Source organism: Pseudomonas sp. 05N432, from assembly GCF_056396945.1.
In genome coordinates, this window is record NZ_JBFTMM010000022.1 from 97,449 (window position 1) to 118,298 (window position 20,850).

The window sequence follows — 20,850 nt, forward strand, 5'->3', positions numbered from 1 at the left end:
CTATCGCGAGCAGGCTCGCTCCCACATTTGACCGCATTCCCCTGTGGGAGCGAGCCTGCTCGCGATGGCGGTCTGACAGACGATAAAAAAATCCCCCGCAACCGAATGGCTGCGGGGGATTTTTTATGTCTGGAAAGACTTAACGCTGGTGAACGAGGTTGCCCGCCGCATACGTCTGCAACACCGTCCGGTCATCACCCAATGTCATCAACACAAACAGCGTCTCGGCGATGCTCTTGGCCTGTTTCAGGCGATAGCTGAGCAGCGGCGTGGCGTTGTAGTCCAGCACCAGGAAGTCGGCGTCGGTGCCCGGTTGCAGGGTGCCGATCTTGTCTTCCAGGCGCAGTGCACGGGCACCGCCGAGGGTTGCCAGGTACAGCGATTTGAACGGGCTCAGGCGGGCGCCTTGCAGCTGCATGACTTTGTAGGCTTCGTTCAGGGTTTGCAGCAGTGAGAAACTGGTGCCGCCACCGATGTCAGTGCCCAGGCCCACGTTCAGGTTGTGCTTCTCGGCCATTGGCAGGTTGAACAATCCACTGCCAAGAAAGAAGTTCGAGGTTGGGCAGAAGGCAATCGCCGAACCGGTTTCGGCCAGGCGCGCGCATTCGTCATCGCACAGGTGCACGCCGTGCGCGAATACCGAGCGTTCGCCGAGCAGTTTGTAGTGGTCGTAGACGTCCAGGTAGCCCTTGCGATCGGGGAACAGTTCCTTGACCCATTGAACTTCCTGCAGGTTTTCACTGATGTGGGTCTGCATGTACAGGTCGGGGTATTCGCTGAGCAACTGGCCGGCGAGGGTCAGTTGTTCCGGGGTGCTGGTCGGTGCAAAACGTGGCGTTACCGCGTAGTGCAAACGACCCTTGCCGTGCCAGCGCTCGATCAGCGCCTTGCTGTCGACGTAGCTGGATTCGGTGGTGTCGGTCAGATAGTCCGGGGCGTTGCGGTCCATCATCACCTTGCCGGCGATCATCCGCAGGTCGAGCTTTTCGGCAGCTTCAAAGAACGAGTCCACCGATTGCGGGTGCACACTGCCGAACACCAGTGCGGTGGTGGTGCCGTTGCGCAGCAGTTCCTTGATGAAGATACCGGCGACTTCTTCAGCGTGGGCCTTGTCGGCGAATTGGCTTTCGCACGGGAAGGTGTAGGTGTTGAGCCAGTCCAGCAGTTGTTCGCCGTACGCGCCGACCATGCCGGTCTGCGGCAGGTGGATGTGCGTATCGATGAAGCCCGGCGTGATCAGCGCATCCTGGTAATGGCTGACTTGAATGTCGGCGGGCAGGCTGGCGAGCAGTTCGCAGGCAGGGCCGACGGCGCTGATCTGGCCGTTTTCAGTCACCAGCAAGCCATCTTCGAAATACTCGTAGGAGGCTTCGATACCCACCATGGCTGGGTCGGCGATGCTGTGCAGAATGGCGGCGCGGTAGGCTTTGCGAGTCAAAGGCATTGTCGTTCTCGGTTCGTGGCTTTTTTAGTTCGAGGCGTGGCTGCGGCGCGAGGCGGGCAGCAGTTTGGCAATAGGTTCGGCTTTCGCGCCGTGCTGGCCAAAATTCGCGTTATAGGTGGCGATGATTTCGCCGGCGATGGAGATGGCGATTTCCACCGGCAATTTGCCTTTGACCTCGCCCAGGCCCATCGGGCAGCGCATGCGTTGCAGCACGGCGTTGTCGAAACCGCGGTCGCGCAGGCGGTGTTCGAATTTCACCCGTTTGGTCTTCGAGCCGATCAGGCCGAAGTAGGCGAAGTCGTTGCGCTTGAGGATTGCCGCAGTGAGTTCCAGGTCGAGCTGGTGATTGTGGGTCATGACGATGCAGTAACTGCCAGCGGGCAGGTCGTCGATTTCGTCCACCGGTTCTTCGGCAACGATTTTACGCACGCCATGGGGGATCTGTTCGGGGAACTCGGCTTCCCGCGAATCGATCCAGCGCACGCGGCAGGGCAGGCTGGCCAGCAACGGCACCAGCGCCCGACCAACGTGGCCGGCACCGAATACAGCGATCTGTGCCTGTACCTGGCCCATGGGCTCGAACAGCAGCACCGTGACGCCGCCGCAGCATTGACCGAGGCTGGCGCCGAGGGTGAAACGCTCCAGGTGGGTGTCCTGTTTGCCGCTGGCAAGCATTTCCCGGGCGACCTGCATGGCCTTGTATTCCAGGTGCCCGCCACCGATGGTGTCGAACGCCTGCGTGGCGCTGACGACCATCTTCGAGCCGGCATTGCGCGGCGTTGAGCCGAGCTCTTCGATGATGGTCACCAACACGCAGGGTTCACCCTGGTTTTGCAGGTCGGCGAGGGCGTCGATCCAGTTGTACATGTTCACCTCAACATTTCTGTTGTCTGTTCGGGCCTCATCGCGAGCAGGCTCGCTCCCACATTGGATTTGTACAGGTCCAACAATCAGCACATAACCCTGTGGGAGCGAGCCTGCTCGCGATTGGCCGCGACGCGGTCTTTACAGCGAAGCCAGCTCGGTCTCGGCTTCCACGGCTTTCACCGCCTTCAACTGGCGCATCTGCTCACAGCCCCACAACACCCGCTCCGGTGTGGCCGGTGCGTCGATTTTTGGCTGATGTCGGTAATCGCCCAGGCTCGCCACTGCATCCTTGATTGCGCACCAGACGGAAATGCCCAGCATGAACGGCGGTTCGCCCACGGCCTTGGAATGGAACACCGTGTCTTCCGGGTTCTTGCGGTTTTCCACCAGCTTGACCCGTAAATCCAGCGGCATGTCGGCGACTGCTGGGATCTTGTAGCTGGCCGGGCCGTTGGTCATCAGTTTGCCTTTGTTATTCCAGACGAGCTCCTCCATGGTCAGCCAACCCATGCCCTGGATGAAGCCACCTTCGACCTGGCCCATGTCGATGGCCGGGTTCAGCGAGGCGCCGACGTCATGCAGGATGTCGGTGCGGAGCATTTTGTATTCGCCAGTCAGGGTGTCGACGATCACCTCGGCGCAGGCGGCGCCAAACGCGTAGTAGTAGAACGGCCGGCCGCGTGCCTGGCTACGGTCGTAGTAGATTTTCGGAGTCTTGTAGAAGCCGGTGCTGGACAGCGATACCTGGGCGAAATACGCCTGCTGGATCAGTTCTTCGAAGGTCAGGATCTGATCGCGAACCCGCACGTGGCCGTTGTGAAACTCCACGTCTTCTTCGCTGACCGCATACTTGCGCGCGGCAAATTCCACCAGGCGTTGCTTGATGATTTCGGCGGCGTTTTGCGCAGCCTTGCCGTTCAGGTCGGCACCGCTGGACGCGGCGGTCGGCGAGGTGTTCGGCAYTTTGTCGGTGTTGGTCGCGGTGATCTGCACGCGGTCGATTTCAACCTGGAACACTTCGGCCACGACTTGCGCGACTTTGACGTTCAAGCCCTGGCCCATTTCGGTGCCGCCGTGGTTCAGGTGAATGCTGCCGTCGGTGTAGACGTGAATCAGCGCACCAGCCTGATTGAGGAAGCTGGCGGTGAAGGAAATACCGAATTTCACCGGGGTCAGCGCCAGGCCTTTTTTCAGGATCGGGCTGTTGGCGTTGTAGCGGCGGATCGCTTCGCGGCGTTCGGCGTACTGACTGCTTTCTTCCAGCTCGGCGGTGATTTCCTCGAGCATGTTGTGCTCGACGGTCTGGTAGTAATGGGTGACGTTGCGCTCGGTCTTGCCGTAGTAGTTGGCCTTGCGCACGGCCAGCGGGTCGAGGCCCAGATGACGGGCGATGGCGTCCATCACTTCTTCGATGGCGACCATTCCTTGCGGGCCGCCAAAGCCGCGATAAGCGGTGTTCGACGCGGTGTTGGTCTTGCAGCGGTGACCGTTGATGGTCGCGTCGCCCAGGTAGTACGAGTTGTCCGAGTGGAACATCGCCCGGTCGACGATCGACGCCGACAGGTCCGGTGAACAACCGCAGTTGCCGGCCAGTTCCAGCTGGATGCCGTGCAGGCGTCCGCTGTCGTCGAAGCCGACATCGTATTCAATGTAGAACGGGTGACGCTTGCCGGTCATCAGCATGTCTTCGACCCGTGGCAGACGCATTTTGGTCGGCTGGCCGGTCAGGTGCGCGATTACCGCGCAGAGACAGGCGGGGCTGGCGGCCTGGGTTTCCTTGCCGCCGAAACCACCGCCCATGCGGCGCATGTCTACGACGATTTTGTTCATCGAGACGTCGAGCACTTCCGCCACCAGTTTCTGCACTTCGGTGGGGTTCTGGGTCGAGCAGTAGACGATCATGCCGCCGTCTTCGGTCGGCATCACCGAAGAAATCTGGGTTTCCAGATAGAAGTGTTCCTGGCCGCCGATATGCAGCGTGCCTTGAATCCGATGTTCTGCGGTCGCGAGTGCAGTGGTTGAATCGCCGCGCTTGTGGGTGTGGCTGTCCAGCACGAAATGGCGTTTGCGCAAGGCTTCGACCACGTCGAGTACCGGCTCCAGATCTTCGTATTCGATGATCGCGGCCATGGCCGCTTTGCGCGCGGTTTCCAGGTCCTTCGCGGCCACCGCCAGCACCACTTGACCGACGAATTGCACATCATCGATGGCCAGCAATGGATCGCCCGGCAACAATGGGCCGATGTCTTTCAGGCCCGGCACATCTTTATGGGTAATAGCGATGCGCACGCCCTCGAAGGCGTAGCAGGGCTGGGTGTCGATGCTGATTATTTTCGCGTGGGCGCGGTCCGAGAGCCGTGCGTAAACGTGCAGCTGATTCGGAAATTCAAGTCGGTCGTCGATGTACTGCGCTTCACCGGACACGTGTTTGTCGGCGCTGTCGTGCTTGACGCTGCGACCGACACCGGTAGTCAGGTCCTTGGCAAACAGTTCGGCCAGTTCGGCTTGGGTCTTCTCGACTTTGTGATGGTTAGACATAAGCGGTCACCCGAGTCTCGATGTGCGGTGTTTGCAGTTCGATGAAGTATTTACGCAGCAGGTTCTGTGCGCTGAGCAGACGGTATTCCTTGCTCGCACGGAAGTCCGTGAGCGGTGTGAAGTCTTGCGCAAGGGCGGCGCAGGCACGTTCGACCGTTGTCTGCCCTTGAGAAAGTGAACTCCACTGCGCGCCGAGCAGCGCGGCTTCGCAGCTTTTCGCGCGTTTCGGCGTCGCAGCCATGCCGCCGAACGCGACGCGGGCGTCGGCAACCACGCCGTTTTCGATGCGCAGGTTGAATGCCGCGCAGACCGCGGAAATGTCATCGTCCAGACGCTTGGAGACCTTGTAGGCGCGGAACAGTTGTTCAGCGCTGGCACGCGGCACGATGATCTTTTCGATGAACTCGCTTTCCTGGCGCGCAGTGACCCGGTAATCGATGAAATAGTCTTCCAGTGCCAGCGTGCGGCGGGTTTCGCCTTTGCACAAAACAATCTGTGCGCCCAGTGCGATCAGCAGCGGAGGCGAGTCACCAATCGGCGAGGCGTTACCGATGTTGCCGCCGAGGGTGCCCTGATTGCGGATTTGCAGGGAGGCGAAGCGTTGCAGCAATTCGCCGAAATCCGGGTACTCGGTCTCGAGGGCGTCGTAGCAGTCGGAGAGGGCGGTGGCGGCACCGATTTCCAGGCGGTCGTCAAAGCGCTCGATGCGCTTCATTTCTGCGACGTTGCCGACGTAGATCATCACCGGCAGCGTGCGGTGGAATTGGGTCACTTCCAGTGCCAGGTCGGTACCGCCGGCCAACAGTCTGGCTTGCGGATAGGCGTCGTAGAGGTCGGCCAGATCGGCGACGGTCAGTGGCACCAGGCAGCGTTTGTCGCCGCTGTTCAGTTCACCGGTGTCGGTCGGCGCAATGGCTTTCAGGCGAGCGATGGTCTCGGCTTCGCGAGCATCGAACTGGTCAGGCTTTTTGGCGCTGCACACTTGTTCGGCGGCGGCGAGGATCGGCCGGTAGCCGGTGCAGCGGCAGAGGTTGCCGGCGAGGGCTTCATGGGCTTTATGGGAATCGGCGTGATCGCTGTTTTTCTGCAGGGCGAACAGCGACATGACGAAGCCCGGTGTGCAGAAGCCGCACTGCGAACCGTGGCACTCGACCATGGCTTTTTGCACGCTATGCAATTGGCCCTGATGCTTGAGGTCTTCAACGCTGATCAGCTGTTTACCGTGCAGCGACGACACAAACGTCAGGCACGAGTTGAGGCTGCGATAGAGAATGTGTTCGCGGCCGTTGTCATCGGTCTGCAATTCACCGACCACCACCGTGCACGCGCCACAGTCACCGCTGGCGCAACCTTCTTTGGTACCGGGTTTGCCCAAATGTTCGCGCAGATAGTTGAGCACGGTCAGGTTCGGGTCCAGGGCGTGCTCGCTACGGAGTTCCTGGTTAAGTAAAAACTGGATCACGGAAGGCCTCGCAGACTCATTATTGTTGTTAACCGACGAACCTGAATTTATCAGGTCTGACTTTTCGGTCAATGATTTTCTGACTTAAGGGTCAGGAAATTCGCTTTTGCCGATCAACAACGGCTTATTTCATTATTGACCCTCTCGGGATACCTCGCTTTTTGCTTGAATCGTGCCAAATTCCGCTGGCTGGGCCCTGCGCCATCACCTCGCAAGTGCGCTACACTGCGCCGCTTGTACAGATCGAAGAGTTTGAAGGAAAACCATGACGTTCAAGGCGCCGGACAGCCTCGCCGAGCAAATTGCTCACCACCTCGCCGAACGCATCATTCGCGGCGACCTCAAGCCCGGAGAGCGCATCCAGGAACAGAAGGTCACGCTGGCCCTCAATGTCAGCCGCGGCTCGGTTCGCGAAGCCTTGCTGATTCTCGAGCGCCGGCACCTGATCGCCATCCTGCCGCGTCGTGGTGCTCATGTGACCGAGCTCACCGCACACAAGGTGCAGAGCCTGTGCACGCTGATGAGCGAGCTGTACATCCTGCTCGGTAATTCAGTGGCCAGTGGCTGGCAGGTCCAGGCCGACATGGCGCCGTTCCTGCAAATCCAGCAACGCCTGAGCGCCAGTTACGAGCGTCAGGACATCCGCGCCTTTGTCGAAGACAGCTTCAGCGTGATGCGCGCGGCGTACCCATTCGCCAATAACCCGTACTTGCAGGAAACCGTCGAGAACCTGCAACCGGCCATGAGCCGTGCGTATTTTCTCGCCCTGGAACAGCGCAAGGCCGAGATGAGCGAGTTCCTCGAACTGTTCGAGCGCTTGCTCGCGGCCGTGCTGGCGCGTGATTTGCCAGAGATTCGCGTCGTGCTCTCGGCTTATGCCCGGCGCAGTTGCGATCTGGTGTTGTCTGCCTTGCCGGTTGCCTGAGCGTGCGGCTCAAGTGCATCAAACTGGCGGGGTTCAAATCCTTCGTCGACCCGACCACGGTGAACTTCCCCAGTAACATGGCGGCGGTGGTCGGGCCCAATGGTTGCGGCAAGTCGAACATCATCGATGCCGTACGCTGGGTGATGGGCGAGAGCTCGGCCAAGAACTTGCGCGGCGAGTCGATGACCGATGTCATCTTCAACGGTTCTACCAGTCGCAAACCGGTGAGCCAGGCAAGCATCGAACTGGTTTTCGACAACTCCGACGGCACGTTGATCGGCGAATACGCGGCTTACGCGGAGATTTCCATTCGCCGCAAAGTTACCCGCGACAGCCAGACTACTTATTACCTCAACGGCACCAAATGCCGTCGCCGCGATATCACCGACATTTTTCTCGGTACCGGACTGGGCCCGCGCAGCTACTCGATCATCGAACAGGGGATGATCTCCAAGCTGATCGAGTCCAAGCCTGAAGACCTGCGTAACTTCATTGAAGAAGCGGCGGGGATCTCCAAGTACAAGGAGCGCCGGCGCGAGACCGAAAACCGCATCCGTCGCACCCACGAAAACCTCGCGCGCCTGACCGACCTGCGTGATGAGCTGGAACGTCAGCTCGAACGCTTGCATCGTCAGGCCCAGGCGGCCGAGAAGTATCAGGAATACAAAGCCGAAGAGCGTCAGCTCAAGGCACAACTGTCGGCGCTACGCTGGCAGGAATTGAACGAACAGGTTGGCCAGCGCGAAGCGATCATTGGCAACCAGGAAATCAGTTTCGAGGCCCTGGTCGCTGAACAGCGCAATGCCGATGCGAGCATCGAGCGGCTGCGCGACGGACATCACGACCTGTCCGAGCGCTTCAATCTGGTGCAGGGACGCTTCTATTCGGTCGGCGGCGACATCGCCCGGGTCGAGCAAAGCATCCAGCACGGCCAGCAGCGTTTGCGTCAGTTGCAGGACGATTTGAAGGAAGCCGAGCGTTCGCGCCTGGAAACCGAGTCGCACCTGGGCCACGACCGCACCTTGCTGGCGACCCTCGGCGAAGAGCTGGATATGCTCACGCCCGAGCAGGAAGTCACCAGCGCCGCTGCTGAAGAGGCCGCCGCCGCGCTGGAAGAGTCCGAAACCACCATGCACGGCTGGCAGGAGCAGTGGGACAGTTTCAACCTGCGCTCGGCCGAGCCACGGCGTCAGGCCGAAGTCCAGCAGTCGCGCATCCAGCAGCTGGAAACCAGCATGGAACGTCTGGCCGAGCGCCAACGTYGCTTGGCCGAAGAGCGCGACCTGTTGTCGGCAGCCCCGGAAGACGCGGCGATTCTCGATCTGAGTGAACAGCTTGCCGCCAGTGAAGCGACCCTCGAAGATTTGCAGGCCAGCGAAGAAGCGCAGGTCGAGCGGCTTGAGCAGTTGCGTCAGGAACTGCAACTGGCCCTGCAAAACCAGCAGCAGGCACAGGGCGACTTGCAACGGCTCAACGGGCGCCTGGCCTCGCTGGAGGCGTTGCAGCAAGCGGCGCTCGATCCGGGCACCGGCGCCGCCGAGTGGTTGCGTGAACAGCATCTGGCCGAACGTCCGCGTCTGGCTGAAGGCTTGAAGGTTGAAGCGGGTTGGGAGCTGGCGGTGGAAACCGTGCTCGGTGCCGACCTGCAAGCCGTGCTGGTCGATGACTTCGCGGGCTTCGATCTGTCCGGCTTTGCCCAAGGCGATCTGCGTTTGCTCAGCCCGGCCAGCGATGGAGTGCGGATCCCCGGCAGCCTGCTCGACAAGGTTGAGGCGCAGATCGATTTGTCGCCGTGGTTGGGGCAGGTCAAGCCGGTGGACAGTCTTGAACAGGCGCTGTCGCTGCGTGGCCAGTTGTCGGTCGGCGAAAGCCTGATCAGTCGTGATGGCTACTGGGTTGGGCGGCACTTTTTGCGGGTGCGCCGCGCCAGTGAGGCCGAGAGCGGCATGTTGGCGCGCGGGCAGGAAATCCAGCGTCTGGGGCTTGAGCGCGAAGAGCGCGAAGCGACCGTCGAGACGCTGGAAACCACTTTGCAAAACCTGCGCGCCCAGCAACGTCAGCAAGAGAATGGCCGCGAACACCTGCGCCGTTTGCTGCAGGACGAAGCGCGCCAGCAAGGCGAATTGAAAGCTCAGTTGTCGGCCGGCAAGGCCAAGGCCGAGCAACTGACATTACGCCGCACGCGGCTCGACGAAGAGCTCGGTGAACTGGCTGAGCAGCGTGCGCTGGAACATGAACAGATTGGCGAGTCGCGCCTGCAATTGCAGGAAGCCCTCGACAGCATGGCGATCGATACCGAACAGCGCGAGTTGCTGCTGGCTCAGCGCGACAGCTTGCGCGAGCGCCTGGATCGGGTGCGGCAGGAGGCTCGTCAGCATAAAGACCACGCGCACCAATTGGCGGTGCGTCTGGGCTCGCTCAAGGCGCAACACGATTCAACCCGTCAGGCGCTGGAACGGCTGGAGTTGCAGTCCGAGCGCCTGACCGAAAAGCGCGAGCAGCTCAGCCTTAATCTGGAGGAGGGCGAAGCGCCGCTGGAAGAGTTGCGGCTCAAGCTCGAAGAGTTGCTCGACAAGCGCATGAGCGTCGACGAAGAACTCAGAACCGCGCAGATCGCCCTGGAAGATGCCGACCGTGAATTGCGTGATGCCGAGAAACGCCGCAGCCAGGCCGAGCAGCAATCACAGCTGATCCGTGGTCAACTTGAACAGCAGCGCATGGAATGGCAGGCCCTGACCGTGCGCCGCAAAACCTTGCAGGATCAATTGCTCGAAGACGGCTATGACCTGCAAGGGGTGCTCGCCACCCTGGTGGCTGAAGCGAACGAAAAAGACGCCGAAGAAGAGCTCGAGCGCATTGCTGCGCGAATTCAGCGACTGGGCGCGATCAACCTCGCAGCCATCGACGAGTATCAGCAGCAGTCCGAGCGCAAGCGTTATCTGGATGCTCAGGATGCTGACCTTGTGGAAGCGCTCGATACGCTGGAAAACGTCATTCGCAAGATCGACAAGGAAACCCGCAATCGCTTCAAAGATACCTTTGATCAGATTAACGGTGGATTGCAGGCTCTTTTTCCAAAAGTTTTCGGTGGAGGCAGCGCTTATTTGGAACTGACGGGCGAAGATCTACTCGATACAGGGGTAACGATCATGGCGCGTCCACCCGGGAAGAAGAACAGCACCATCCATTTGCTGTCCGGTGGTGAAAAAGCCCTGACGGCTTTGGCATTGGTGTTTGCGATCTTCAAGCTGAACCCGGCGCCGTTTTGCATGCTCGACGAAGTTGACGCACCGCTGGATGACGCTAACGTTGGACGCTATGCCCGATTGGTGAAAGAGATGTCGCAAACGGTGCAGTTCATCTATATCACCCACAACAAGATCGCCATGGAAATGGCCGACCAATTGATGGGGGTCACGATGCACGAGCCCGGTTGTTCGCGTCTGGTAGCCGTGGATGTCGAGGAGGCGATGGCGATGGTGGACGCCTGAGTCATGGCGCGTAGGCCAGATATTTGCGCGAAGCAGGGATTTTTACCCGCAGAGAATGCTGGCTAATCGACATAATGGCTGAAGCCATTGTGACTGACGGTGTAAAGTTATCTTTGGTCGTGCTAGTTTAATGTCAATTTTTCGTATGCGTGGGCAAAACGCCATTCAGAACATAGAGTTGGCGCCACGTTTTAAAGCGGTTTACAGCTTGTAAACCCCTTATTTTTCAGCATTTTTTATAGAGGCACGGGATTACATGGAAATCGGTCTGCGCGAGTGGCTGATCGTCATCGGCATTATTGTCATTGCCGGTATTCTTTTTGATGGCTGGCGGCGCATGCGCGGCGGCAAGGGCAAGCTGAAGTTTCGCCTGGACCGAAGCCTGTCCAACCTGCCGGACGAGGACAGTGGTGCCGAGCTGCTGGGCCCGCCACGCGTACTGGATACCCATAAAGAACCACAACTCGACGAGCATGACTTGCCGTCGGTGAGCATGCCTGCCCGTGAGCCGCGTGAATCGGGCTCCAAGCGCGGCAAGCGGGGTAGTGAGCCATCCCAGGGTGACCTGAATTTGAATCTGGACCTGGATGGCGGCCCAAGTTTCAGTAGCCGTGATGATTTCCCGGACGAAACCAAATCGCCGAGTGCTGCCGCCAATAAAGAACAGCCGCAGGCAGAAGAAGTACTGGTCATCAGCGTGATCTGCCGTGACCCGGGTGGGTTCAAAGGCCCGGCCCTGTTGCAGAACATCCTGGAAAGCGGTCTGCGTTTTGGCGAGATGGATATCTTCCATCGTCACGAAAGCATGGCCGGCAACGGCGAAGTGCTGTTCTCCATGGCCAACGCGGTCAAGCCTGGTGTGTTCGATCTGGACGACATTGATCTGTTCAGCACCCCGGCCGTCAGCTTCTTCCTCGGCTTGCCAGGCCCGCGCCATCCGAAACAGGCCTTCGACGTGATGGTCGCGGCTGCCCGCAAACTGTCTCAGGAACTCAATGGCGAACTGAAGGACGATCAGCGCAGCGTGCTGACGGCTCAGACCATCGAGCACTACCGTCAACGTATCGTCGAGTTCGAGCGTCGCGCCCTGACCCAGAAGCGCTGAATCGAATGATCAAGCTCTCTAAGACTAGAGAGCTTCTTGTGGCGAGGGAGCTTGCTCCCGCTGGGCTGCGAAGCGGCCCCATTCTGGTTTACGACGGCTTCGCCGCCGAACGGGAGCAAGCTCCCTCGCCACAGAATCTGCGTCTTTACGCTATATCGTATTTTGAAGATTGAGCAGCCTCGGCTGCTCTTTTGCTTTATGAGAGAGCACCCATGACCGCCGTTGAAAAACGCATTCTAGAGCTGCGCGCTGAGCTGGATCAGCACAACTACCGTTACTACGTTCTCGACGAGCCGAGCATTCCGGACGCCGAATACGATCGGCTGTTCCATGAGCTCAAGGCGCTGGAAACGGCAAACCCCGAGCTGGTCACTATCGACTCGCCGACCCAGCGGGTTGGCGGTGCGGCGCTTGCGGCGTTCACTCAAGTGCGGCATGAAGTGCCGATGCTCAGTCTTGGTAACGCCTTCGAAGAAAATGACATGCGCGAGTTCGATCGCCGGGTCACCGAAGGTCTGGATTTGCCGGCCGGCGATTTGTTTGGCGCTGGCGCCGAGGTGGAGTACAGCTGCGAACCGAAGCTCGATGGCCTGGCAGTCAGCTTGCTGTATCAGGACGGCATGCTGGTGCGCGGCGCTACTCGCGGCGACGGCACTACCGGTGAAGACATCAGCGTCAACGTGCGCACGGTGCGCAACATTCCGCTCAAGCTGCAGGGCAGCGGCTGGCCGTCGACCCTGGAAGTGCGCGGCGAAGTGTATATGTCCAAGGCCGGTTTCGATCGCCTTAACGCCGCGCAACTGGAAGCCGGCGGCAAAACCTTCGCCAACCCGCGCAACGCCGCAGCGGGCAGCTTGCGTCAGCTGGATTCGAAGATTACCGCCAGTCGCCCGCTGGAGTTCTGCTGCTACGGCCTCGGCCAGGTCTCGGCCGAGATTGCCGACACGCACATCGGCAATCTGCAACAACTCAAGCTGTGGGGCTTGCCGGTCAGTCACGAGTTGAAACTGGCCAAGGGTATTGGTGAATGCCTGGATTACTACCGCGATATCGGCGAGCGCCGTAATGCGCTGCCTTATGAAATCGATGGCGTGGTGTTCAAGGTCAACAGCCTCGCCTCGCAGCGTGAGCTGGGCTTCCGTGCTCGCGAGCCGCGCTGGGCGATTGCCCACAAGTTTCCGGCGATGGAAGAACTCACCGAGTTGCTCGACGTGGAATTCCAGGTCGGCCGAACCGGTGCGGTGACTCCGGTTGCACGCTTGAAACCGGTGAAAGTGGCGGGTGTGACCGTGTCCAACGCGACATTGCACAACATGGATGAAGTCGCGCGCCTGGGCTTGATGATCGGCGATACGGTGATCATTCGCCGTGCCGGTGACGTGATCCCGCAGGTGGTGCAAGTGGTTACCGAGCGTCGCCCGGAAAATGCCCGTCCCGTGCAGATTCCCAAGTGCTGCCCGGTCTGTGGCTCGCATGTCGAGCGCACGCAGTTGGTCAAGCGCAGCAAGGGGCGCGAAACGGTCAGCGAAGGGGCGGTATATCGCTGTGTCGGGCGTCTGGCCTGTGGGGCCCAGCTCAAGCAGGCGATCATCCATTTCGTTTCGCGCCGGGCCATGGACATCGAGGGTCTGGGCGAGAAGAGCGTCGAGCAGTTGGTGGACGAAGGCCTGGTCAGTTCGCCAGCAGATTTGTACGCCTTGAGCTTCGAACAGATCGTCGACCTGGAAGGGTTCGCCGAGCTGTCGAGCAAGAACTTGCTGAGCGCGATTGCCGACAGCAAGAAACCGGGGTTGGCGCGCTTCATCTACGCCCTTGGTATTCCGGATGTCGGCGAAGAGACGGCCAAGGTCCTGGCGCGCTCACTGGCATCGCTTGCGCGGATTCAGCAGGCATTGCCGCAAGTGCTGACGTACTTGCCGGATGTCGGGCTGGAAGTTGCCTACGAGATTCACAGCTTCTTCGAAGACGCGCACAACCGGAAGGTGATCGAAGAACTGCTCAAGCATGGCCTGGAGATTCAGGATCAGGGCGAATTGGGCGCCGAGTTTGCCGCCAGTACCACGCTGGGCGGAATGATCGACAAGCTCAACATTCCCTCGGTCGGGCCGGGCGGGGCGCAGAAGCTGGCCGACAAGTTTGGTTCGCTGGAAGCGATCATCAGCGCCGACTGGCTGGACATGCGTCAAGCGCTGCCGGAGAAACAGGCCAATGCTGTTCGGGAATTCTTCGCCATCGAACCGAACCGCCAGTTGGCGCTGGATGCCGAACAGCAATTGCGCGACTTCGGCATGCACTGGCAAAGCGAGAAGAAAGTCGTCGAAGGCTTGCCGCTGGCGGGCCAGACCTGGGTGCTCACCGGCTCTCTGGAGCTGATGAGCCGCGACGTCGCCAAGGACAAGCTCGAAAGCCTCGGTGCCAAGGTGGCGGGCTCGGTATCGGCCAAGACCTACTGCGTGGTGGCGGGGCCCGGTGCGGGCTCCAAATTGGTCAAGGCCAATGAGCTGGGGTTGAAGGTGCTGGACGAAGAAGCGTTTGTCGGGTTTCTGAAGGCACACGACATCAACGTTTAAGATTGCAGCCCGCGGCAGCTCCGGAATCGGCATTTGCCGGCAGGAGCTGCCGCAGGCCGCGATCTTTTAAGGACCAACGCAGGTCCTTGACGTGACTCATATTTTTTAATCTGCGCGAACGGTTGTAACTTCGTCTCAGATAGGTACAATGGCGCGGCTCGCCGTCAGGTGAGCGTCGTTATGGTGACCCCATCGGTCCCCCCGCAACGATTACCCGTGAACCTGGTCAGATCCGGAAGGAAGCAGCCACAGCGGGAACATTGTGTGCCGGGGTGTGGCTGGTGGGGTCGCCACCTTAACGCCAGGCCTTCATTCGCAAGGCTTGTACCTCTTCAAAAAAATCCAGAATTTCTATCTCATTGATCTTTCCTGATCGATGCCTTGCTTCGTCCAAAATAACCTCGCCGTCATTCCGAAAGAGCAAATACCCGCAACCGATGCCCATCCGGATCGAGCGCCACGAAGGTGTAGCCGAAATCCAGTTCAATCGGCTCTTGGGCGATGCGCAGTCCTTGTGCAGTCCATGCGGCGTACAGCGTGTCGACCGTCTCTTTGTCGGCCACCGAGAATCCCAGTTCTCCGCCACCACCCGCCGCTTCGGCCGCAGGTTCAACGGTGTGTCTGGACCACAGCCCAAGCTTTAGCCCCGAATCAAGAATGAACAGCGCGAAGGTCGGTTGCAGTTCAACCGGTGGTTTGTCGAGCAGGCGGCTGTAGAAGTTTGCGCTGGTGGCGGGGCTGTCGACGTACAGCAGCAGGTAATGTTGGGCGTTCATGGCGACTCCGATGTCGTTGGCGTTGATGGCTCAAGCCTAGACGGTCGGGCTGTCAGTTTCTGTCAGTAGTCGATAGCAAAAGAGCAGGCAGGTGTATCAATCCGATACACCTGCCTGCTCTTTTTTGTTTCTGGCTCTAAGGCTTGGACAAGGCCTGGTCTACCGCCGCGATCAGCTTTCCCAGATCCTTCGGGGTGGCTTTGTGTATGACACCGAACAAATACGCTCGCTGTTCGTCTTCGTCGCCAAGATCGGCAAAAAACGCTTTGAGCTTCACTCCCAGCACATCGGCAAGCATGAACAGGGCTTCCACGCTGGGGGTATAGGTGCCGGTTTCGAAGCGGCTGATGGTTTTGGGGTCAAAACCGGTTTTTTCACCGAGTTCAGCCTGAGTAAGCCCCGCCACCTTGCGATAGCGCCTTATGGCTGGACCCAAACTTGAAATTTGCATCGCTCAATTCCCATTTAGAATCAAGAACTTAACGATAGATTTTTGCATTAGACAACTGCATGATCCATCACCTTGCTTTGCAAAATGTGATGTATTTCGTAGAATCCCTGTTTCGTACAGGCATTTGGTGACCTGGCTTCATAAGTCCAGGCAATGTGAGATAGCCAGCATTGTGTTACCTCGCAGGGTGTGCAGAGGCGCCGCTGACGACGCGAAATGCCGTTTCAATATTACCAGAGTCGGTGTTTTTGACGTGCCTGTACGAGGCCTCTGAGCCTAGTTGATCTTCGTCTGTTCGGGGGCCATCAAATGCTGTTCATGGAGTTTTAACGTGCATCTGAATTTGCCGGCCCGCTCTTTTACAAGGATGTTGCCCTGGCAGCATCACGCGCTGCGACCCTCTGCGCAGTGCCGCATCCTTCAAAACATCTCTTCCGGGCGTTGTGCGCTGGTCGAGCGGTACAACCGCTAGCCACAGTGAGCCGGACTCATGGATGAGAAGTACCGCAGGGCCGTAGATGCAGCCGCTATTTTCTCCGAGACGGACCTGGCGGGGCGCATTACTTACGTCAACGATTTGTTTTGTGCCGTGTCTGGTCACAGTCGCGAGGAGTTGCTGGGGGCCAACCACCGGATCCTCAACTCGGGTCTGCATCCTGACGATTTCTTCACCACGATGTGGCGCACCGTTGCCTTGGGCAAAGTCTGGAAGGGCGAAATCTGCAACCGGTCCAAGGACGGTAGCCTGTACTGGGTCGACAGCACCATGGTGCCGGTGCTGGACGAATCGACCGGACGGGTCCATCGGTATCTGTCGATTTGCTTCGATATCAGTGAAAAGCGTCAGTTGCTGCACTCACTGCAATGGCGGGTCGGCCATGACGTCCTGACCGGCCTGCCCAATCGGGCGTATCTCTCCGATTTGCTCGAGCAGGCCCTGGATTACTCCCGCGTCGAGAACGTGCCGTTGGCAGTGTGCATGCTCGACCTCGACGGCTTCAAAGCAGTCAATGACGGCTACGGTCACGCCAGCGGTGACTTGTTGCTGGTTGAAGTGGCCAAGCGTCTACGCACCATCGTTCGAGGCGAAGATGTGGTGGCGCGGCTGGCCGGGGACGAGTTCGTGCTGATCTTGCGGTTTGTGCGCGATATGCCGGAGTTGCGCGCGGCGCTGCATCGTGTGCTGGGGGCGATCTCTGCGCCGTATTCGATTCTGGGCAAGGACATCAATGTGTTTGCCAGCATCGGCGTCACGCTGTTCCCGGATGACAGCGAGGATGCGCAAACCCTGCTGCGCCACGCCGATCAGGCGATGTACGTGGCCAAGCAGAGCGGGCGTAACCGTTTTCATCTGTTTGATGTGGTGCGCGACCAAGAGGTCAAGGCCACTCACCAGAYGGTCGCGCGGGTGCGTCAGGCCTTGCTCAACGATGAGTTGCGCCTGCACTTTCAGCCCAAGGTCAACATGCGCTGCGGTGTGGTGGTTGGTTTCGAGGCGTTGCTGCGCTGGGAGCACCCGCAGAACGGTCTGGTGCCGCCCAAGGAGTTTCTGCCGTTTGTCGAGGAGACGGACCTGATCGTCGATATTGGCGAGTGGGTGATGGAGCAGGTCCTGGCGCAGTTGTCGCGATGGCAAAAAAACGGTCAACGCTGGCCGGTCAGCGTCAACATCGCTGCTCGGCATTTTCAGCGGGCGGACTTTTTTGATCGGCTCAAGACCGTGCTAGAACGGCACGCCTGGGTTGCGCCTCAGCTGCTTGACCTGGAGATTGTCGAGTCGGTGGCGATCGAGAATATTCAGCACGTCAGCACTTGCCTGCAGGCCTGTCAGGCGCTGGGCGTAAGGTTTTCTCTGGGGGATTTTGGCACGGGTTATTCGTCGCTGAGTTACCTCAAGCGCCTGCATACGCAAACCATCAAGATCGATAAGTCATTTGTGCGCGACATTCTGCATGATCGCGATGATCTGGCGTTGACCACTGCAGTCATTGGTCTTGCCCGGGCGTTTGGGCGAGAGGTGATCGCCGAGGGCCTGGAAAGCATCGAGCATGGCGAGTTGCTGTTGCGTCTGGGTTGCGAGGTGGCACAGGGCTATTTCATTGCGCGGCCGATGCCGGCCAGCGAGGTGCCGGGCTGGGTCGAGGCCTTCGTTGCACCGACCCGGTGGCAGGCACTGGACCAGGCGGTCTGAGGCTTACTGATCGGCCAGGGTCGGTTCGTTGGTTCCGGTGTAGAGCCTGATGATGTCGTCGACTTCCCCGGACATCTTCATCTTGAGCAGCGTTTGCAGAATCAACTGGACCGGCAGCCTTGGGTCGTTACGCACGTAGCAGCCGACGTTTTGCTCCTGCAACACCGCGACTGCCCGCAATGGCCGGTCAGGCATCATTTGCAGGTTGAACCAGTCCAGGGCCCATTGATTGCTGACAGCGTAGTGATTTCGGCCGGCCGCCAGTTTTTTCAACACCTGTTCCTGATTGCGCGCATCGTCGCGTTTGAGTTGGCCGTTGTCGAAGAGTGGTTGCAGGGTCGGGTAGCTGTAGCCGAGTACGGTGCCGATCGGCTGCACGGAAAGACTGGCCGGGATGACCGAGGCAGGAGCGCCTTGCGTGCTGACCAGTACGTCGCGCTGAAACCACAACGGAACGCTCCAGAGATAGTCGCCGGACTGATTTGGCAGCCAGGATTGGGCCGCGTAGCAACGGATGTCGATTTCCCCGTGCTCCATGGCGCTCTGCACGCGTGCGCGGGCCAGCACGTGAAACTCCGCCGGCAGTCTCAGTTGTGTGGCCAGGCTGAGCATCACGTCGTACAGAATGCCCTGGGTCGGTCGGCCGTGCTCGATTTGCACCATGGGCATCGCCCAACTGTCGGTGATTGCAAAGCGCAGGGGCGCAGACGCACCAGTAGCGCTGACGCTGATCAACAGCAAAGCCCCCAAGGCTGAACGCATAAATTCTCCAGCAAAAAGACCGGCAGGAGCCGATTAAAACGGATCCAAATACCAGCTTAGCCAGATTAGCCGAGCACACCGGATGCAATTTTGGCCTTGCTCCGCTAGCATTACCCGCTTCCGCTTCCCAGATGCGACGGTTTTCGATGAGTTATCAGGTTCTTGCACGTAAATGGCGTCCGCGCTCGTTCCGCGAAATGGTCGGCCAGACCCATGTGCTCAAGGCTCTGATCAATGCCTTGGACAGCCAGCGGCTGCACCACGCCTATCTTTTTACCGGCACCCGCGGTGTGGGCAAGACCACCATCGCGCGGATCATTGCCAAATGTCTGAACTGTGAGACAGGTATCACTTCGACGCCGTGTGGCGAGTGCTCGGTGTGCCGCGAAATCGATGAAGGGCGCTTTGTCGACCTGATCGAGATCGACGCCGCGAGCCGGACCAAGGTCGAGGACACCCGTGAGCTGCTCGATAACGTGCAGTACGCGCCGAGCCGTGGGCGCTTCAAGGTCTACCTGATCGACGAAGTGCACATGCTCTCCAGCCATTCCTTCAATGCGCTGTTGAAAACCCTCGAAGAGCCGCCGCCCTACGTCAAGTTCATCCTGGCGACCACCGACCCGCAGAAACTTCCTGCAACGATTCTGTCGAGGTGCCTGCAGTTCTCGCTGAAAAACATGACGCCGGAGCGCGTGGTCGAGCATTTGACCCATGTGCTGAGCGTCGAGAATGTGCCGTTCGAAGACGATGCGCTGTGGCTGTTGGGCCGTGCTGCCGACGGTTCGATGCGCGATGCCATGAGCCTCACCGACCAGGCCATCGCCTTCGGTGAAGGCAAGGTCATGGCGGCCGACGTGCGAGCAATGCTCGGCACGCTCGATCATGGTCAGGTCTACGATGTCCTGCATGCGCTGCTCGATGGCGACGCCAAGGCGTTGCTCGAAGCGGTGCGGCATCTGGCCGAGCAGGGCCCGGACTGGAACGGTGTGCTGTCGGAAATTCTTAACGTGCTGCACCGCGTGGCGATTGCCCAGGCCTTGCCTGAAGGCGTCGATAACGGTCATGGCGACCGCGACCGGGTGTTGGCGCTGGCTCAGGCCTTGCCGGCCGAAGACGTGCAGTTCTATTACCAGATGGGCTTGATTGGCCGCCGCGATTTACCACTGGCGCCTGACCCGCGCGGTGGGTTCGAAATGGTCTTGCTGCGAATGCTCGCGTTCCGCCCGGCAGACACAGCAGACGCGCCGAGGCAGCCGCTAAAGCCAGTGGGGATCAGCCAGGCCACAGTTGATTCCGCAAACTCAGTGGCTGGCGCACCGCGTGTTGCGCCGGTAGTTGCACCTGCTTCCGTTGCCGCTGCACCTGTCGTTGCAGCGCCGATCCAGCCGGTTGCCGAGGTGGTTGCACCAGTGCCGACACCTGAGCCTGTTGCTCCAGAGGTCGTGCCTGCGCCGGTGGTCGAGGTGGTGGCTGAGCCTGTGGCCATCGTCGAAGAAGTCGTCGACTTGCCCTGGAACGACCCGGTAGAGCCTGAGATCGTGCAGCAACCGGCTGTCGAGTCGGTGCTGGAGACGATTGCCGAGCAGCCTGGCCTGACGCCCATGCCGACACCGACGCCGGACAGCGTTGTACCCGATGCACCTGAGTGGGCGGCAGCGCCGATTCCCGAGCCGTCGGCGGCTGAAGTCGACGTCGCCACGCCGGGAATGGACCTGGATGACGAGCCGCCGCTGGACGAGGACTACATCGAGCCGGACATGGATTCGGCCTATAGTTACCTTGATGAGCTGGCCAGTGAGCACGCCGCAGAACCCGCGCCGGCCCCCGAACCTGAACCGGCTGCGATGCCGGCCACAGGGCTGGCATTGCAATGGCTGGAGCTGTTCCCGAAATTGCCGATTTCCGGCATGACCGGCAGCATCGCCGCCAACTGCACGCTGATTGCCGTCGATGGCGACCACTGGTTGCTGCACCTGGACCCGGCCCACAGCGCGCTGTTCAACGCGACTCAACAACGCCGGCTGAACGATGCGCTGAACCAGTATCACCAGCGCACCCTGACGGTGAGCATCGAGCTGATCAAGCCGGAGCAGGAAACCCCGGCCCAGGCGGCCTCGCGTCGACGTGCCGACCGCCAGCGCGAGGCTGAGGATTCGATCCACGGCGATCCGTTCATCCAGCAAATGATGCAACAGTTCGGCGCGGTGATCCGTAACGATACTATTGAACCTGTCGAGGCTCTGGTCAGCCAGGGCTAATAACTGAAGG

At 59.8% G+C, this 20,850-nt stretch carries 13 protein-coding genes and 1 other RNA gene; 7 read left to right on the forward strand and 7 right to left on the reverse strand.

Annotation, left to right across the window (positions count from 1 at the left end; genetic code table 11):
- Window positions 1-139: 139 nt before the first annotated feature.
- From guaD to xdhA, 4 genes are all read right to left on the reverse strand, one after another.
- A complete protein-coding gene (gene guaD, locus AC1DHT_RS25075) occupies window positions 140-1,444 on the reverse strand; it encodes a guanine deaminase (protein ID WP_427547011.1) in 1,305 nt (434 codons plus the stop codon).
- A 24-nt stretch (window positions 1,445-1,468) separates the two neighbouring features.
- Window positions 1,469-2,311, reverse strand: coding sequence for a xanthine dehydrogenase accessory protein XdhC (gene xdhC, locus AC1DHT_RS25080; RefSeq protein WP_427547009.1), 843 nt, complete (start codon window positions 2,309-2,311; stop codon window positions 1,469-1,471).
- Window positions 2,312-2,449: 138 nt separating this feature from the next.
- Window positions 2,450-4,849 (reverse strand): xanthine dehydrogenase molybdopterin binding subunit, encoded by a 2,400-nt coding sequence (gene xdhB, locus AC1DHT_RS25085; RefSeq protein WP_477761502.1) that lies wholly within the window; start codon window positions 4,847-4,849, stop codon window positions 2,450-2,452.
- Window positions 4,842-6,311, reverse strand: coding sequence for a xanthine dehydrogenase small subunit (gene xdhA, locus AC1DHT_RS25090; RefSeq protein WP_427545950.1), 1,470 nt, complete (start codon window positions 6,309-6,311; stop codon window positions 4,842-4,844). Before xdhA ends, xdhB begins: the two co-directional genes overlap by 8 nt.
- A 265-nt stretch (window positions 6,312-6,576) precedes the next feature.
- Here xdhA and AC1DHT_RS25095 point away from each other — a divergent pair, with 265 nt between their 5' ends.
- The 5 genes from AC1DHT_RS25095 (at window position 6,577) to ffs (ending at window position 14,689) form a co-directional block, all read left to right on the forward strand.
- Complete coding sequence (locus AC1DHT_RS25095) at window positions 6,577-7,236, forward strand: GntR family transcriptional regulator (protein ID WP_216744939.1); 660 nt, start codon at window positions 6,577-6,579, stop codon at window positions 7,234-7,236.
- 2 nt (window positions 7,237-7,238) lie between these two features.
- The gene (gene smc / locus AC1DHT_RS25100; RefSeq protein ID WP_477761503.1) at window positions 7,239-10,727 is read left to right on the forward strand and encodes a chromosome segregation protein SMC; all 3,489 of its coding nucleotides are present in this window, start codon (window positions 7,239-7,241) and stop codon (window positions 10,725-10,727) included.
- 256 nt (window positions 10,728-10,983) lie between these two features.
- Complete coding sequence (gene zipA, locus AC1DHT_RS25105) at window positions 10,984-11,832, forward strand: cell division protein ZipA (RefSeq protein ID WP_427545954.1); 849 nt, start codon at window positions 10,984-10,986, stop codon at window positions 11,830-11,832.
- Between the two features lie 212 nt (window positions 11,833-12,044).
- Window positions 12,045-14,402: an NAD-dependent DNA ligase LigA gene (ligA, locus tag AC1DHT_RS25110; RefSeq protein WP_427545956.1), complete on the forward strand. Its 2,358-nt coding sequence runs from the start codon at window positions 12,045-12,047 to the stop codon at window positions 14,400-14,402.
- A 190-nt stretch (window positions 14,403-14,592) separates the two neighbouring features.
- Window positions 14,593-14,689: signal recognition particle sRNA small type (ffs, locus tag AC1DHT_RS25115), an RNA gene on the forward strand.
- 120 nt (window positions 14,690-14,809) lie between these two features.
- Here ffs and AC1DHT_RS25120 read toward each other — a convergent pair.
- Window positions 14,810-15,178 carry a VOC family protein gene (locus AC1DHT_RS25120; protein ID WP_427545958.1) on the reverse strand — a complete coding sequence of 123 codons (369 nt, stop codon included), beginning with the start codon at window positions 15,176-15,178 and terminating at the stop codon, window positions 14,810-14,812.
- A 136-nt stretch (window positions 15,179-15,314) separates the two neighbouring features.
- Window positions 15,315-15,629: a helix-turn-helix domain-containing protein gene (locus AC1DHT_RS25125; protein ID WP_054593225.1), complete on the reverse strand. Its 315-nt coding sequence runs from the start codon at window positions 15,627-15,629 to the stop codon at window positions 15,315-15,317.
- Window positions 15,630-16,119: 490 nt separating this feature from the next.
- On the opposite strand from AC1DHT_RS25125, the gene AC1DHT_RS25130 reads away from it, so the two are divergent.
- Complete coding sequence (locus AC1DHT_RS25130; protein WP_477761504.1) at window positions 16,120-17,820, forward strand: putative bifunctional diguanylate cyclase/phosphodiesterase; 1,701 nt, start codon at window positions 16,120-16,122, stop codon at window positions 17,818-17,820.
- Between the two features lie 3 nt (window positions 17,821-17,823).
- On the opposite strand, the gene AC1DHT_RS25135 is transcribed toward AC1DHT_RS25130, so the two are convergent.
- Window positions 17,824-18,582 carry a substrate-binding periplasmic protein gene (locus AC1DHT_RS25135; RefSeq protein WP_427545962.1) on the reverse strand — a complete coding sequence of 253 codons (759 nt, stop codon included), beginning with the start codon at window positions 18,580-18,582 and terminating at the stop codon, window positions 17,824-17,826.
- A 146-nt stretch (window positions 18,583-18,728) separates the two neighbouring features.
- Between AC1DHT_RS25135 and dnaX the strand changes: the two genes are divergently transcribed.
- Complete coding sequence (gene dnaX, locus AC1DHT_RS25140; protein ID WP_427545964.1) at window positions 18,729-20,840, forward strand: DNA polymerase III subunit gamma/tau; 2,112 nt, start codon at window positions 18,729-18,731, stop codon at window positions 20,838-20,840.
- The last annotated feature ends 10 nt before the right edge of the window (window positions 20,841-20,850 follow it).

What these genes read in the sequence shown, in the direction of transcription:
- AC1DHT_RS25135 (WP_427545962.1), bottom strand. Translation starts at nt 18,582, where the DNA reads ATGCGTTCAGCCTTGGGGGCTTTGCTGTTGATCAGCGTCAGCGCTACT.
- zipA (WP_427545954.1), top strand. Translation starts at nt 10,984, where the DNA reads ATGGAAATCGGTCTGCGCGAGTGGCTGATCGTCATCGGCATTATTGTC.
- AC1DHT_RS25120 (WP_427545958.1), bottom strand. Translation starts at nt 15,178, where the DNA reads ATGAACGCCCAACATTACCTGCTGCTGTACGTCGACAGCCCCGCCACC.
- AC1DHT_RS25095 (WP_216744939.1), top strand. Translation starts at nt 6,577, where the DNA reads ATGACGTTCAAGGCGCCGGACAGCCTCGCCGAGCAAATTGCTCACCAC.
- ligA (WP_427545956.1), top strand. Translation starts at nt 12,045, where the DNA reads ATGACCGCCGTTGAAAAACGCATTCTAGAGCTGCGCGCTGAGCTGGAT.
- dnaX (WP_427545964.1), top strand. Translation starts at nt 18,729, where the DNA reads ATGAGTTATCAGGTTCTTGCACGTAAATGGCGTCCGCGCTCGTTCCGC.
- xdhC (WP_427547009.1), bottom strand. Translation starts at nt 2,311, where the DNA reads ATGTACAACTGGATCGACGCCCTCGCCGACCTGCAAAACCAGGGTGAA.
- AC1DHT_RS25125 (WP_054593225.1), bottom strand. Translation starts at nt 15,629, where the DNA reads ATGCAAATTTCAAGTTTGGGTCCAGCCATAAGGCGCTATCGCAAGGTG.
- guaD (WP_427547011.1), bottom strand. Translation starts at nt 1,444, where the DNA reads ATGCCTTTGACTCGCAAAGCCTACCGCGCCGCCATTCTGCACAGCATC.